The sequence below is a fragment of the Clostridium sp. TF06-15AC genome, assembly GCF_003481165.1.
GTDB lineage: Bacteria > Bacillota > Clostridia > Lachnospirales > Lachnospiraceae > Otoolea > Otoolea fessa.
The window spans coordinates 812,664-827,071 of the sequence record NZ_QUKS01000001.1; the positions used below are offsets into that span (position 1 = coordinate 812,664).

The following is a 14,408-nucleotide window of genomic DNA, read 5'->3' on the forward strand; positions in this document are numbered from 1 at the left end:
GCTTACACCATCGTTTTTTGCTGTCCACCTACTTCGTCCTGTTCTGATATTGCTCTAAAAATGTGTCATAATACTTTTTCTCTGCTTCCAATCTGGCTTTTACTGCATCCTCATAGTCCACAAATGTCCCAAGGTTATAAACTTTTCCCTGGAACCCGATGCTGGCACGCCATTTTCCATTTTCTCTCCGGTATACACCTCGGTGTCCACTGGTGTTGTTCACTGCCTCTTTCCGGCTCGCGATCCGCTCCAGACAGGTATTTTCTGCAAAATGGATGGATTTGCGCATATTTACTTTTCTCTGTTCCTGCCTAAGGCAGCCACAGCTTCTGGTTTTTCCCAAGTGCAGGTTTTCTTTTTCGATAGCAGCCACAACTTTTGGTGTGTCCTGTCTTCAGATGCGTCCCGGCTACAGAACATATAGTTCCGCAGTCGCATTGACAAAGCCAGTAGGAATGTATGCTTTTCCTCGTATCATCTCTTTTTAAAACCAGAAGATGATCGAACTTCATCCCAACGAGGTTTTCACGTCCCATATACTCCCCCTGTACCACATAATATGCATTATGTGGTGCGCGGTCTCCTCCTGTTTTTATAATCAATATGATACTATCATCAAAAAACAGAAAAATCAATCCCTTAGAAGCATATCAGCATAATTTTATAAACTTATGAGTTGCAGGGATTTTGAAAAATTCAGTAAAATCCAGCATTTTTGAAAAAGAAATACCTCTGCTTATTTCTGTATTCCCCTTATGTACCACATAATACATATTATGTCGTCCTGTTTTTCTGACAATATAAAACAAAATCCCAGAAAAACGGAGACTCCTATCATGCCTTGTATTTTTGTGCAATAATGTTTCATTACATATTTATATTTTGCACAGTTGATTTTGTGTGGTTTTCTTTGTTTTTATCTTGTTCAACCTTCTGACTGCTACAAGATCAAAAAAGGATGCATTTCCTGTGACCAGATCCTTCAACCATGTTTTTTCCATATTCGGTCGGAATATCCACATAAACGCGCATTCCACCGTATTATAAATACATGTTTTTGCTTTTTGAAATGTCTTTGTTCCAGTTAAGATTTCTTCCGTTCTTATTTTTATCCCCAATACTTTCTATTTTAACTTTATCATATATGCATCTATTCCAAATCCACTTCGACGCAAACGGTCAAACTTCGACCTAATTGGCATCTGGGGATCAAAAAAATGCCGCCTTACGCGACATTTTTCTGAATCCGAATCTTATATTTAATTTATAATCACACCTCCAGCTTCCGCTCCTTTGCCAGCTTCTTCATCTCCTCCGCATTCTGCCGCACGGTCTCGGTGATCTCCGCGCCGCCCAGCAGTCTCGCAAGTTCGTCCACCATCGCCTCGCGGTCTAAGGCGCGGATGGAGGTTGCCGTCCGTCCATCGGACGCGGATTTGCGGATCTCGAAGTGCTGGTCCGCCATCGCCGCGATCTGCGGCAAGTGCGTGATGCAGATGACCTGACGGCATTTGGAGAGGATCCGCAGCTTCTCCGATACCATCTGTGCAGTCCGCCCGCTGATACCGGTGTCAATCTCATCAAAAATCAACGTTGGAACCTGATCGGTCTCCGCCAGCACCGTCTTGATTGCCAGCATGATACGCGACAGCTCACCGCCGGACGCCACCATACCGAGCGGCCGAACCGGTTCGCCCGGATTCGTGGAAATCAGGAATTCCGGCTCGTCGATACCGCCCGCCGTGTAATGATCCAGCCGCCTAAACTCCATCTTAAACTGCACATCAAGGAAATTCAGTTCCCGAAGCCCGTCTGCGATCTTCTCCACCAGCTCCCCGGCAAACTGCTTACGCGCTGCTGACAATGCCTCGGAATGTTCTTTCAGTACTGCTTCCGCCTGTTCCAGTTCTTTTTCCGCCTGTTCCCGAAGTTCATCGTAATTCTCCAGTTCCTGCAGTCGCGCTTTCTTTTCTTCCAACGCCTGAAGTACCTCCGGGATCGTCTTTCCATACTTGGTTTCCAGGCTCCGGATCAGGTCAAGCCGCTCCTGTGTCTCCTGAAATGCCGCTTCGTCAAAGGTCATATCGTCCATATATCCGGAAATCTCCCTGGAAAGATCTGAAAGAAGGGAATCTACATCGCACAGCTCGTCACGGATCCCCTTCAATCCCTCGTCAAATGCCATCGCACCATCGATCTCACGGAACGCCCGCGACACCGCATCGCCGGACACCGCGTCATATGCCTGTGAAAGACTCTCAGCGATCCGTCTGGCATTGGAAAACCGCTTAAAATCGGCTGCCACCTTTTCCTCTTCGCCATCCTTTAACGCGGCATTTTCAATCTCCTCGATCTCAAACCGGCAGAAATCCATCTCCCGCAGTCTCGTCTCCTGATCGGATGCAAATGCGGCACATTTCTGTTTTAACTGCATATACAAGCGATAGGCAGCTTCCGTATTCTGTTTGAATGGGAGAAGTTTCTCCCCGCCATACGCATCGAGGATTTCCAGATGTTTTGACGCATTCACCAGCGACTGGTGTTCATGCTGTCCGTGCAGATCGATCAGAAGACCCGTGATCTCCCGCAGCCTTGCAGCCGTTACCGTCTCGTCGTTGATGCGGCTGATGCTCCGGGTCGGTGTGATTTTCTTAGAAATGATTAAAATTCCCTCTTCATCAGGGTAAACATCGTGTTCCTTCAGCTGCTCGCGCTTTCTCTCATCATCGATGGAAAAAACCAGTTCAATGTAGGCGCTGTCGCAACCCCGGCGGATCATCTCTTTCGGTGCTTTTCCGCCCAGCGCGATCTGGACCGAACCGATGATGATCGATTTTCCGGCTCCCGTCTCACCGGTCAGAATGTTGAGTCCGTCCCCGAACTCCACCTCCGCCGAATCGATCAGAGCCAGATTTTTCACTCGTAAATGATAAAGCATCCGCTTTCCGTTCCTCCTTATCAGCGGTTCCCGCAAAAAATGCGTGAACCCACCTTACCTCATCCCGCAATCAGCTTGCGGATCTTGTCCATCAGCACGATCGTATCGTCCACCGTACGGACTGCACACATGACCGTATCGTCCCCGGCGATGCAGCCGACAATCTCTGAAAAATGGATGGCGTCGAGCGCTGCCGCGACTGCCATCGCCATGCCTGACACCGTCTTGATGACAAGGATGTTCTGCGCCATATCCATGGAAACGAAGCTATCGTGCAGAATACGGGTATATTTATCATTGAACGCCGTCTGAGGATGGAAAACCGCATATTTCTGTCCGCCGTTTTCTGTCTGGATCTTAGACAGCTTTAACTCCCGGATATCCCTGGAAACCGTTGCCTGCGTGACATTGTATCCCTCTTTATTCAGATATTCCGCCAGCTCTTCCTGCGTTTCAATCTCATATTTTCCAATCAATTCCACAATCTTGCTGTGACGTTCCATTTTCATGGCTCTGACTCCTTTTATATCTGTTTCATTTTGTTCCGTATATTTTCCAAAAATGGCACCTGTTTGAGCTGAATCAATGTCGTCTCGATCTCTGATTTTGCTATCTCGATTGTATCACCCGGCTCAATATCAACCACCGTATCGCCGTCAAAGCTCAGCGAAACCTTCGTCCGCCCGGTCGTCTGAATCCGCAGGCTCAAATGGTTATCCGGCGGCAGAACGATGCTGCGCGAATTGAGTGAATGCGGGCAGAGCGGTGTCAATACCATCAGATCCGCCTCTGGCGCCACGATCGGACCGCCCGCTGACAGGTTGTATGCCGTCGAACCGGTCGGGGTCGCAACCACCATGCCGTCCGCCGAATACTCGTTAAACAGCTGTCCATTGACAGCCAGCTCAAACCGGAACGCATCGATTCCCATACGGTTCAGGACGATATCATTCAACGCGATATCCTCCATGACGACCTTCCCGCCGGAAATCACGCACCCCTTGAGCATCATCCGGCTTTCCAGACGGTAGTGATCTTCCATCAGATCCCGCATGGCAGGCAGAATGTCCTCTTCATGCCCGATCTGCGTCAGATACCCCAGATGCCCCATATTGATGCCAAACAGTGGAATCTTCCGTCCCGCCAGATCACGCGCCGCCTGAATCAGCGTTCCATCACCACCCAGACAAATCACACAATCTGTATCCTCCGGCACCGTCCGGCGATCGGTATAGCGGTATGCCGCAGCCACTTCTGCGTCCCTGCGAAGTCCATCATGGCGATCCAGACGGATGCAGCGACAGCCCTGTTCCGCAAAAAAGCTGCAAATCAAACCGGCCGCCTCCTCTACGCGCGGCTTTTCGCGGTTTACAATCAGATAGAAATTTCTCATGTTTTGTCTAACTCCCTGTGAGCTTCCTCAACAACCTGTTCCGGTGAAACCGGACACTCTTTTTCCGCTTTTGCAAGTGCTTCCTCACCAGTCACAGTTTCCTCCGATGCCTGTTCCGGTTTATGCAGGTACAGGAGGTACTCGATATTTCCCTCTGGTCCCTTGATCGGGGAAAATTCCAGATTCCGGATCTCAAAACCGATCTCTGCCGCATATGCCATCACCATCTGAATGACCTCCAGATGCGTGCTCTTCTCGCGGACAACGCCCTTCTTTCCGACTTTCTCACGTCCCGCCTCGAACTGCGGCTTGATCAGTGCAACCACCTCGCCGCCCGGGCTTAAAATCTCCTTGACCGGACCTAAAACCTTCGTCAGGGAAATAAAGGAAACGTCGATCGAAGAGAAATCTACCGGCTCGCCGATATCCTCCGGTGTCACATAACGGATGTTTGTCTTCTCCATGCAGACCACACGCGGATCATTGCGAAGTTTCCACGCCAGCTGTCCATGTCCTACATCGACCGAAAACACCTTGACCGCGCCATTCTGCAGCATACAGTCGGTAAATCCGCCTGTGGACGCGCCGACATCCATACAGACCTTTTGATCCAGCGTCACTCCGAAATGCGTCATCGCCTTCTCCAGTTTCAGACCTCCGCGGCTCACATATTTTAAGGTAGATCCACGTACCTCGATCTTCGCATTTTCATCGAAGGTCGTACCCGCCTTGTCTTCTTTCTGATCTTCTACATATACAATCCCGGACATGATGATCGCTTTCGCCTTCTCACGGGATTCTGCCAGACCTCTCTTGACGAGAAGTACATCTAACCGTTCTTTCATTCTATGTTCTTCCTTCCGCTGCTGCCACTCTTTTGTTTCCCATCACGCTTCCGCGTCAGTCTCCAGCACACCTTCACGTTTCAGCTGCGCCAGAATCGAATCACTGTCAATTCCCAGCTCATTCCGGAGCACCGACACATTTCCGTGTTCGACGTAGGCATCCGGCAGCGCTATATTAACTACCTTGATCTGCGGATAATGCTTCTGTACATAATCCGTCACCCGCTCGCCGTAACCGCCGCGCAGGACATTTTCCTCCAGTGTCACGATCGTATGGTGCGTTCCTGCCAGATGGTCGATCACGTCGGTATCCATCGGTTTCACAAACCGCCCGTTGACCAGCGTACACGGCTGCCCGGCACTCTTTAATTTCTCCCGGATATGCTCTGCCGTGCTGACCATGCTTCCGACTGCCAGAAGCGCCGTCCCTCTCTCCTCATACAACATCTCGCTGACGCCATACTCGACCGGTGCCAGAAATTCCTTCAAGCCCCGGTACGCCTCGCCCCTCGGATAACGGATCGCAATCGGTCCATCGTAGGAGATGGCAAACTGCAGCATCTTTTCCAGTTCCCAACGGTTTTTCGGCGCCATCACGCTCATATTCGGCACAGAGGAGAGAAATGTCAGATCAAAAATACCCTGATGCGTCTCCCCATCGCTTCCGACCAGTCCCGCGCGATCCACGCAGAACACAACCGGAAGATTCTGGATACAGACATCGTGAATGACCTGATCATATGCCCTCTGTAAAAAGGACGAATACACCGCCACCACCGGTTTCAGACCGGCTGCCGCCATACCCGCCGCCGAGGTAACCGCGTGTTCCTCCGCGATTCCCACATCGAAAAAGCGGTCCGGATATTCTTTCGAGAACCGTTTGAGCCCCGTTCCATCCGGCATCGCCGCCGTCACCGCCACGATCTTCGGATTTTCCGCTGCCAAGCGGCAAATTTCTCTGGAAAATACATCTGTATAGCCCGGATGTTCCTTTTTCCGGAGCGGTTTTCCCGTTTCAATATCAAATGGTTCAACTCCGTGAAATGCCGACGGATTCTTCTCCGCCGGACGGTATCCCTTGCCCTTTTTCGTAATCACATGGATCAGCACCGCGCGGTTGATCTTTTTCGCCTCGCTGAAAATACGGATCAACCCCTTAATATCATGTCCATCCACCGGTCCCAGATACGTGATTCCCATATTTTCAAACCACATGCCCGGAATCAGAAGCTGCTTGATGCTGTTCTTTGTCCGGAGCAGCGTGCCGACCAGATCCGAACCGATCATCGGAATCCGCGATAACGTGCCCGCCACATTCTTCTTCAACAGATTGTAGCCCTCATCTGCACGAAGATTATTCAGATACCGCGACATACCGCCGACATTTTCCGAAATGGACATATTATTATCATTTAAAACAATAATAAAATTCGTCTTGAGCCGTCCCGCATTGTTGAGCGCCTCATACGCCATGCCGCCGGTCAGCGCGCCGTCCCCGATGACGGAAACGATCGAATAATCCTCGCCCAGCAGATCGCGCCCCTGTGCCATACCAAGCCCCGCCGAGATCGAAGTCGAGCTGTGTCCCGTGTCGAACGCATCAAACGGGCTTTCCTTCCGCTTCGGAAAACCGCTCAAGCCCCCATACTGGCGCAGTCCATCAAAATTATCCTTCCGCCCGCTTAAAATCTTGTGCGTATAGGACTGGTGCCCTACATCCCAGATAATCTTATCCTTCGGAAGATTCAGCGCGCAGAACATTGCAATCGTCAGTTCCACCACGCCTAAATTGGACGCCAAATGACCGCCTGTCCGGCTTGTCGTCTCGATCAGAAACTCGCGGATTTCCGCCGCCAGCTCCTTGCGTTCTTCCTCGCTCAACCGTTTTACATCCTCCGGTCCTTTTATCGTATCTAATACCATTCTTTCATCCCCCAAACCGTTTTCCACATCCGCTGTCGTCCCCGGTCTTCGATTGGATTTTTTATTTTTCACGGCTGACCAGCATCTCGATCAGCTCTTCGAGGAATTCATTCTTTCCAGGCAGGGAATAGAGGATATCAACCGCCGTCTCCGAAAGCTGTTTGACATCATGCTTCGATTTCTCGATTCCCTCCAATGTCACATAAGTGGTTTTATTGTTTTTCTCATCGCTCAGAACCGGTTTTCCAAGCACCTCCTGGCTGCTGGTAACGTCGAGAATATCATCCTGGATCTGGAACGCCAGACCGATCGCCGCCGCCATACGCTCTACTGTCCTGCACTCAGCTTCGCTCGCGCCCGCCATCACGGCTCCGATCACCATCGACGCCTCCAAAAGTGCTCCCGTCTTTAAACGGTAGATAAAATCCAGCTTATCCTTCGGAATCGGCTGATTCGTCAGTTCCACATCCACCGTCTGACCGCCGATCATGCCGTAAATACCCGTTTTTTCGGATAAAATCTGGATACAGCGTCCCACCTTTGCCGCATCCGGCGTCATCGCAAATGCCTTTGCCGCCGTCTCGATCGCGTAGATCAGAAGGGCATCTCCCGCCAGAACTGCCATATCATACCCATATGCAACCCAGGTCGTCTTTTTTCCACGGCGGTACTCGTCATTGTCCATACATGGAAGATCGTCATGAATCAGGGAAGATGTATGAATCATCTCGATCGCCGCCATCAGCGGCTCAATCTCTTTTCCCTGACCGCCAAACAGACGGTATACCTCACGCATCAGAATCGGACGAAGGCGTTTGCCGCCTGCCTTCACACTGTAATTCATCGCTTCAAAGATCGTTTTCTGATGCCCTTCCTCTGCCGGAAGATAAGAATATACAATCTTTTCCGCTTCCTTGACTGCCTGTGCCAGCCGTTCCTTTGCATTTTTCATCTCTGTCACGCCTCCGTCTCCTCGCCGTTTACGACCATAATCTGTTTTTCAACCTTATCTATCTTTTCACTGCAGGCGCGGACCAGACGCATTCCCGCCTCATACGACGCAAACGATTCTTCCAGCGTGCTGCGGCTGTCCTCCAGCGTCCGCATAATGCCATCCAGACGGTCAAACATTTCCTCGATCGAAAGTTCTTCCTTATTTTCTGCCATCGATCCTGCCTCCTGTTTTATCTAATATACTCTCGGAATCTTTCCTGAAAGAAAACGTGTTCTCAAATCTCTCTGTTATGATTCACACGCAACACAATGAACCACTTTTTTACCCAGGCAGGTTTTCCTGATAAACCTCCCGGATCTCCGCCTCCACGCGTCCATCCGGCAGACGGACGGTCAGCGTATCCCCAGCTTGCAATCCTGTCACTGTCTCCACACGTTTTCCAGCTGCATCCGTCACGAACCCATATCCGCCGCTTATCTTTTTTAACGGGGATAGACCATCCATCCGGCTGCACACCAGTTCCAGACGATGGCGCAGATCGGACACCTTTTTCTCCATCTGGCGCGCCATCTTAACTCTCGCATCTTCCAGATACTGCCGTCTCTCATTTAACTGGCTCTGCGGACTGTGAAGCTGCAGGCGCAGACGAAACTGCTCCAGGCGATAGGCATACTGCTCCGCCTTCTGCTCCATCCGCTTCGTCATCTGCTGTGCCGCCGCAATGCACTGCTGCTCAAACAGGTGGTAATCAAAAACCGCCAGTTCTGCCGCCGCCGAAGGAGTCGGGGCACGCAGATCCGCCACATAGTCCGCGATCGTAACGTCTGTCTCATGCCCGACCGCCGAGATTACCGGCGTCCGGCACGCAAAAATCGCCCGCGCCACACTCTCCTCATTGAACGCCCACAGATCCTCAATCGAACCGCCTCCGCGCCCGACGATCAGCACATCCAGATGCAGCGCATCCAGGGTCTGGATCGCCCGCACGATACTCGGCGCTGCCCCTGCTCCCTGCACCAGTGCCGGACAGAGGACAAGCTGCACGTAAGGGTTCCGCCGTCCCGAGATATTGATAATATCCCGGATTGCTGCGCCGGTGCTCGCCGTCACGATACCGACCGTTTTTGCATACTTTGGGATCGGCGTTTTATATTCCGGGGAAAACATCCCCATTTCTTCTAATTCATTTCTCAGTTTTTCAAAGCGCCGGAATAAATCGCCCGTGCCGTCCAGCGTGATCTCGCTGGCATAGAGCTGGTATCTTCCATCCCGCTCATACACTTCGATGCTACCCTTCACGACCACCTGCTGTCCTTCTTCCAGACGGAACGTAAGTCCCTTCCGCCTACTGGCAAACATAACTGCCTGCATCGCTCCCAGACCGTCTTTCAAGGTAAAATAAATATGACCGGACGTATGATATTTGCAGTTAGAAACCTCGCCCTTGACCGAAATCCGGTTCAGGGCAAAGTCCTGTGCGAACATATTTTTAATGTATGCATTAACCTGCGAAACCGAATATACGCCAGCCATCGCTTATACCAGCTTCGCTAAAATGCCGTTGATAAATGCCGGTGAATCATCGCCGCCGAACTTCTTCGCCAGCTCGACCGCCTCATTGATCGCTACCTTCTCCGGTACATCGTCATCGTACTTGATCTCGTATAATGCCAGGCGCAGGATCGTCAGTTCCACCTTGCCCATACGTCGGGTAGTCCATCCCTGTGCAACCCCATCGATTGCCTTGTCAAGCTCCGGAAGCACATCCAGAATCTTCTCAACCTTGCTCTTTACGTATCCGCCGTCAAAGGTGTCTAACATCGGATTATGGATGATATCGCCGATTCCGCTCGGAACATCGTCCTCCTCTTTCGGCTCTGTAAAATATACATCCACCTGCTCCTGCATCTCATCCGTCGGGTAAAAATCCGCACAGAAAAGCAGCTTAAAGCAATGTTCTCTCAGTTCTCTTCTGGTCATACTAATCCTCCTGTTACCTGTTTCTATCCGTCTGATACGCCCGATTTGCTGCCTCGGTATCGCAAATATCCCTTTCGTAATCCGCCGCAATCGTTTTCTGAATATCCACAGTCTTTCCTGCATAATTGTTATATTTCTACTATTCTAATGTATCATTATACCGTATCCCCGGTTTTTTCACAAGAGTTTGAGAAAAAGAATCCGCCAAAGTTACCGTTCACGGGTAGGCACTTTTGGAACCGAAAGTGCCGTAAGAAAACGTGGTGGCAGCAGGAATTTGCCGTATTTAAATGCGAAGCCACGGCAAATTCCGTTACTGGGCACGTATGCGTGAACAGTAACCCGCCAAAAAAGCGGCGCCCCTGCTGAAGCAGAAACGCCGCTTTTATATCGTTTACAATCTTATCGATTGCTTATGCTATCCAATTTTTATTCATCCACGCTGTAGTTCGGAGCCTCTTTTGTGATGTGGATATCATGCGGATGGCTCTCTTTTAAGGATGCTGCGGAAATCTTGATGAAACGTCCGGTCTCCTGAAGAGTCGGAATATCCGATGCGCCGCAGTAACCCATACCAGCACGCAGACCGCCGAGCATCTGGAATACGGTATCTTCTACCATTCCCTTGTATGCAACACGTCCTTCTACACCCTCCGGAACGAGTTTCTTCGCATCGCTCTGGAAGTAACGATCCTTGCTGCCGTTCTCCATCGCTGCGATGGAACCCATGCCGCGGTATACTTTGTATTTTCTTCCCTGGTACAGCTCAAAAGTTCCCGGGCTCTCGTCGCATCCTGCAAACATGGAACCCATCATGCAGACGCTGCCGCCTGCTGCGATCGCCTTCGTCAGATCGCCAGAATACTTGATACCGCCGTCTGCGATGATCGGAATGCCGTACTCTTTGGCAACTGCGTAGCAGTCCATAACAGCGGTGATCTGCGGAACGCCGATACCTGCTACGACACGGGTCGTACAGATGGAACCCGGTCCGATACCAACCTTGACCGCGTCAACGCCTGCCTCGATGAGAGCTTTTGTTGCCTCTCCGGTCGCTACGTTACCTGCTATTACCTGCAGATCCGGATATGCTTCCTTGATCATTCTGACACAGTGAAGAACATTCTCAGAATGTCCATGTGCAGAGTCGAGAACAACTACGTCTACTTTTGCTTTCACCAGGGCTTCCACACGATCCAGCACGTTTGCAGTGATACCTACTGCTGCGCCGCAGAGCAGACGTCCCTGTGCATCCTTTGCAGAGAACGGATACTTGATCTGTTTCTCAATATCCTTGATAGTAATAAGACCCTTGAGGTTAAAATCCTTGTCCACGATCGGAAGCTTCTCGACACGTGCCTTGGCAAGAATCTTCTTTGCCTCCGTCAGGGTGATGCCCTCCGGAGCGGTAACCAGATGCTCAGAAGTCATGCACTCTTTAATCTTCTTGGAGAAATCTTCCTCGAACTTGAGGTCACGGTTTGTGATAATACCAACCAGTTTTCTTCCCTCTGTGATCGGAACACCGGAAATCCGGAACTTGCCCATCAGCTCATCCGCATCCTTTAATGTATGCTCTGGGGATAAATAAAACGGGTCAGTGATTACACCATTCTCAGAACGTTTTACTTTATCGACCTCCTCAGCCTGCGCCTCGATCGACATGTTCTTGTGAATAATACCAATTCCACCCTGTCTTGCCATTGCAATCGCCATGCGGTGCTCTGTAACCGTATCCATGCCGGCACTCATCAGGGGGATGTTCAGCTGAATCTTCTTGGTCAGATGTGTCGTCAGGTTTACCTGATTCGGAATAACCTCAGAATAGGACGGCACAAGCAGGACATCATCAAATGTAATGCCATCGCCAATAATCTTACCCATTATATTACCCTCACTTTCGTAAATTTTAAACACTGGACATTGAAAACTGTCTGATGTTAATAATTGATTTTAGCAAGTTTTTTGAAATATGTCAACCGGAGAATAAAGGGGTTGACGATAGAATTTACTTACGCTATTTAATTAGCTCATCTTATAAATAATGTCAATCAGATAAGTATTAATAATGCAGTCATCCTTAGCCTCATTTCCCTGCCAATTTTTTACCCAAAAAAGAAGGACTGCCACACCTTCGCATAGCAGTCCTTCTCTCCCCTGGCAGCTGCCTGTCAGAGATTCTTTCTATAAATTACCATTTTTATTTTCTACATTCGATACTGCATCTCTGATGTAACATCTTCCGCCATTTTCCGGCTCTCTTACTTACATCATGCCGCCCATGCCAGCGCCTGCTGCCGGACCTGCCGGTGCATCTTCTTTGATGTTGGCAACTGCGGACTCGGTTGTAAGCAGGGTAGATGCAACGCTGGTTGCGTTCTGCAGGGCACTTCTGGTTACCTTTGCCGGATCCAGGATGCCTGCTTCTACCATATCTACGTATTCCTCATTGTAAGCATCGTAACCTACGCCTACTGGGGACTCTTTTACCTTGTTGATGATAACAGAGCCTTCCAGACCTGCGTTTGCTGCGATGTGGAACAGCGGAGCTTCCAGAGCTTTCAGGACGATACGACCGCCGGTCTTCTCGTCTCCTTCCAGTCCATCTACTACCTTCTGAACTTCTGCTGCTGCGTGAACATATGCAGATCCGCCGCCTGCGATGATGCCTTCCTCAACAGCTGCCTTTGCTGCGGACAGGGCATCTTCCATACGCATCTTAGCTTCCTTCATCTCAGCCTCGGTCGCTGCACCAACACGGATAACGGCTACGCCGCCAGCCATCTTAGCCAGTCTCTCCTGCAGTTTCTCACGGTCAAAATCAGAAGTGGTTTCCTCAATCTGAGCCTTAATCTGAGCCACACGGTCTGCGATGGCTTTCTTATCGCCGCAGCCATCTACGATGATGGTGTTCTCTTTCTGAACTTTAACGGATTTCGCACGACCAAGCTGGTCCATGGTGGTATCCTTTAATTCAAGTCCCAGTTCCTCGGAAATAACAGTACCGCCGGTCAGGATTGCAATATCCTTTAACATTTCTTTTCTTCTGTCGCCGTAACCCGGAGCCTTCACACCAACAACGGTGAAAGTACCTCTCAGCTTATTGACAATCAGGGTGGTCAGCGCCTCGCCCTCAATGTCCTCAGCGATGATGAGCAGCTTGGAACCAGACTGTACCAGCTGTTCCAGCAGCGGCAGAATCTCCTGAATGTTGGAGATCTTCTTATCGGTAATTAAGATGTACGGATCGTCCAGAACGGCTTCCATCTTCTCCATATCAGTTGCCATATATGCAGATACATAGCCACGGTCAAACTGCATGCCTTCTACCAGATCAAGCTCAGTCTTCATAGTCTTGGACTCTTCAATGGTAATAACGCCGTCTTTGGAAACCTTCTCCATCGCGTCTGCTACCATCTGGCCTACTTCCTCATCAGCGGAAGAGATAGCAGCGACTCTTGCGATATCTGCCTGGCTCTTAACGTCCTTCTTCATGCCTTTGATTGCCTCTACGGCTGCATCTGTGGCTTTCTTCATACCCTTTCTCATGATGATCGGGTTAGCACCTGCTGCCAGGTTCTTCATACCTTCGTTGATCATCGCCTGAGCCAGAACGGTTGCGGTTGTAGTACCATCACCAGCTGCATCGTTGGTCTTGGTTGCTACTTCCTTCACCAGCTGTGCGCCCATGTTCTCAAATGGGTCTGCCAGCTCGATCTCCTTCGCAATGGTCACACCATCGTTGGTAATGAGCGGAGCGCCGAAGGATTTATCCAGAACTACGTTTCTACCTTTCGGTCCTAATGTAACTCTTACGGTATCTGCTAACTGATTTACGCCCGCTTCCAGGGCTTTTCTGGCTTCTACGCCATATTTAATTTCCTTTGCCATGGTTATCAACCTCCATAATTTTCTTGAATAAACGTTCCGATCAGCATCTGTCTTCCAGACATCCTGCCCATCGATTAACCGATAACAGCCAGAATATCATTCTGTTTTACAATGACATATTTCTCATTGTCCAGCTCAACTTCTGTGCCTGAGTATTTCGAATAGATAACTTTATCGCCAACCTTTACCTGCATCGTGATTTCTTTTCCATCTACCACTCCGCCAGGACCAACCGCGATTACCTCTGCCTGCTGCGGTTTCTCTTTTGCCTGACCCGGAAGAACGATACCTGATTTGGTCGTCTCCTCTGCAACTAACTGCTTTAATACAACTCTGTCAAATAATGGTGTTAACTTCATTATTGGCTCCTCCTTATCCATCCAAATTTATTCCATCTGATTGCTTTTCTTTCGTAATCAGATATGTATCTTCTTCTTACGAAGTATGTTATAACACGTTCTGTTAGCACCGTCAAGTGTTGAG

The 14,408-nt window shown here is 50.0% G+C and carries 13 protein-coding genes; all 13 read right to left on the reverse strand.

From position 1 onward, the window contains the following. Window positions 1–28: 28 nt before the first annotated feature. On the reverse strand, window positions 29–373 hold the full coding sequence (locus DXC57_RS03655; RefSeq protein WP_118651196.1) for a hypothetical protein: 345 nt from the start codon (window positions 371–373) through the stop codon (window positions 29–31). An 897-nt stretch (window positions 374–1,270) separates the two neighbouring features. Next, a complete protein-coding gene (gene recN, locus DXC57_RS03660; protein WP_118651198.1) occupies window positions 1,271–2,938 on the reverse strand; it encodes a DNA repair protein RecN in 1,668 nt (555 codons plus the stop codon). Window positions 2,939–2,997: 59 nt separating this feature from the next. Continuing rightward, window positions 2,998–3,447, reverse strand: coding sequence for an arginine repressor (gene argR, locus DXC57_RS03665; RefSeq protein ID WP_022359930.1), 450 nt, complete (start codon window positions 3,445–3,447; stop codon window positions 2,998–3,000). A 14-nt stretch (window positions 3,448–3,461) separates the two neighbouring features. Beyond that, window positions 3,462–4,331 carry an NAD(+)/NADH kinase gene (locus DXC57_RS03670; protein ID WP_022359931.1) on the reverse strand — a complete coding sequence of 290 codons (870 nt, stop codon included), beginning with the start codon at window positions 4,329–4,331 and terminating at the stop codon, window positions 3,462–3,464. Beyond that, window positions 4,328–5,176, reverse strand: coding sequence for a TlyA family RNA methyltransferase (locus DXC57_RS03675; RefSeq protein WP_107000291.1), 849 nt, complete (start codon window positions 5,174–5,176; stop codon window positions 4,328–4,330). The genes DXC57_RS03670 and DXC57_RS03675 overlap by 4 nt, the downstream gene beginning before the upstream one ends. A gap of 42 nt (window positions 5,177–5,218) precedes the next feature. Next, window positions 5,219–7,099 (reverse strand): 1-deoxy-D-xylulose-5-phosphate synthase, encoded by a 1,881-nt coding sequence (dxs, locus tag DXC57_RS03680; protein WP_118651340.1) that lies wholly within the window; start codon window positions 7,097–7,099, stop codon window positions 5,219–5,221. A 61-nt stretch (window positions 7,100–7,160) separates the two neighbouring features. Continuing rightward, window positions 7,161–8,051 carry a polyprenyl synthetase family protein gene (locus tag DXC57_RS03685; protein WP_118651342.1) on the reverse strand — a complete coding sequence of 297 codons (891 nt, stop codon included), beginning with the start codon at window positions 8,049–8,051 and terminating at the stop codon, window positions 7,161–7,163. Between the two features lie 5 nt (window positions 8,052–8,056). Next, on the reverse strand, window positions 8,057–8,266 hold the full coding sequence (xseB, locus tag DXC57_RS03690) for an exodeoxyribonuclease VII small subunit (RefSeq protein WP_022359935.1): 210 nt from the start codon (window positions 8,264–8,266) through the stop codon (window positions 8,057–8,059). 109 nt (window positions 8,267–8,375) lie between these two features. Further along, window positions 8,376–9,587, reverse strand: coding sequence for an exodeoxyribonuclease VII large subunit (gene xseA, locus DXC57_RS03695; protein WP_118651200.1), 1,212 nt, complete (start codon window positions 9,585–9,587; stop codon window positions 8,376–8,378). A 3-nt stretch (window positions 9,588–9,590) separates the two neighbouring features. Further along, on the reverse strand, window positions 9,591–10,034 hold the full coding sequence (gene nusB / locus DXC57_RS03700; protein ID WP_022359937.1) for a transcription antitermination factor NusB: 444 nt from the start codon (window positions 10,032–10,034) through the stop codon (window positions 9,591–9,593). A gap of 429 nt (window positions 10,035–10,463) precedes the next feature. After that, a complete protein-coding gene (guaB, locus tag DXC57_RS03705; protein WP_022359938.1) occupies window positions 10,464–11,918 on the reverse strand; it encodes an IMP dehydrogenase in 1,455 nt (484 codons plus the stop codon). A 381-nt stretch (window positions 11,919–12,299) separates the two neighbouring features. Next, complete coding sequence (groL, locus tag DXC57_RS03710) at window positions 12,300–13,925, reverse strand: chaperonin GroEL (RefSeq protein WP_022359939.1); 1,626 nt, start codon at window positions 13,923–13,925, stop codon at window positions 12,300–12,302. Between the two features lie 74 nt (window positions 13,926–13,999). Next, window positions 14,000–14,284 carry a co-chaperone GroES gene (locus DXC57_RS03715; protein WP_022359940.1) on the reverse strand — a complete coding sequence of 95 codons (285 nt, stop codon included), beginning with the start codon at window positions 14,282–14,284 and terminating at the stop codon, window positions 14,000–14,002. Window positions 14,285–14,408 lie beyond the last annotated feature (124 nt).

Excerpts from the sequence above, each read along its gene's own strand:
- xseA (WP_118651200.1), bottom strand. The coding sequence starts at position 9,587 with ATGGCTGGCGTATATTCGGTTTCGCAGGTTAATGCATACATTAAAAAT.
- xseB (WP_022359935.1), bottom strand. The coding sequence starts at position 8,266 with ATGGCAGAAAATAAGGAAGAACTTTCGATCGAGGAAATGTTTGACCGT.
- DXC57_RS03715 (WP_022359940.1), bottom strand. The coding sequence starts at position 14,284 with ATGAAGTTAACACCATTATTTGACAGAGTTGTATTAAAGCAGTTAGTT.
- nusB (WP_022359937.1), bottom strand. The coding sequence starts at position 10,034 with ATGACCAGAAGAGAACTGAGAGAACATTGCTTTAAGCTGCTTTTCTGT.
- groL (WP_022359939.1), bottom strand. The coding sequence starts at position 13,925 with ATGGCAAAGGAAATTAAATATGGCGTAGAAGCCAGAAAAGCCCTGGAA.
- argR (WP_022359930.1), bottom strand. The coding sequence starts at position 3,447 with ATGAAAATGGAACGTCACAGCAAGATTGTGGAATTGATTGGAAAATAT.
- guaB (WP_022359938.1), bottom strand. The coding sequence starts at position 11,918 with ATGGGTAAGATTATTGGCGATGGCATTACATTTGATGATGTCCTGCTT.
- dxs (WP_118651340.1), bottom strand. The coding sequence starts at position 7,099 with ATGGTATTAGATACGATAAAAGGACCGGAGGATGTAAAACGGTTGAGC.
- DXC57_RS03675 (WP_107000291.1), bottom strand. The coding sequence starts at position 5,176 with ATGAAAGAACGGTTAGATGTACTTCTCGTCAAGAGAGGTCTGGCAGAA.
- recN (WP_118651198.1), bottom strand. The coding sequence starts at position 2,938 with ATGCTTTATCATTTACGAGTGAAAAATCTGGCTCTGATCGATTCGGCG.
- DXC57_RS03670 (WP_022359931.1), bottom strand. The coding sequence starts at position 4,331 with ATGAGAAATTTCTATCTGATTGTAAACCGCGAAAAGCCGCGCGTAGAG.
- DXC57_RS03685 (WP_118651342.1), bottom strand. The coding sequence starts at position 8,051 with ATGAAAAATGCAAAGGAACGGCTGGCACAGGCAGTCAAGGAAGCGGAA.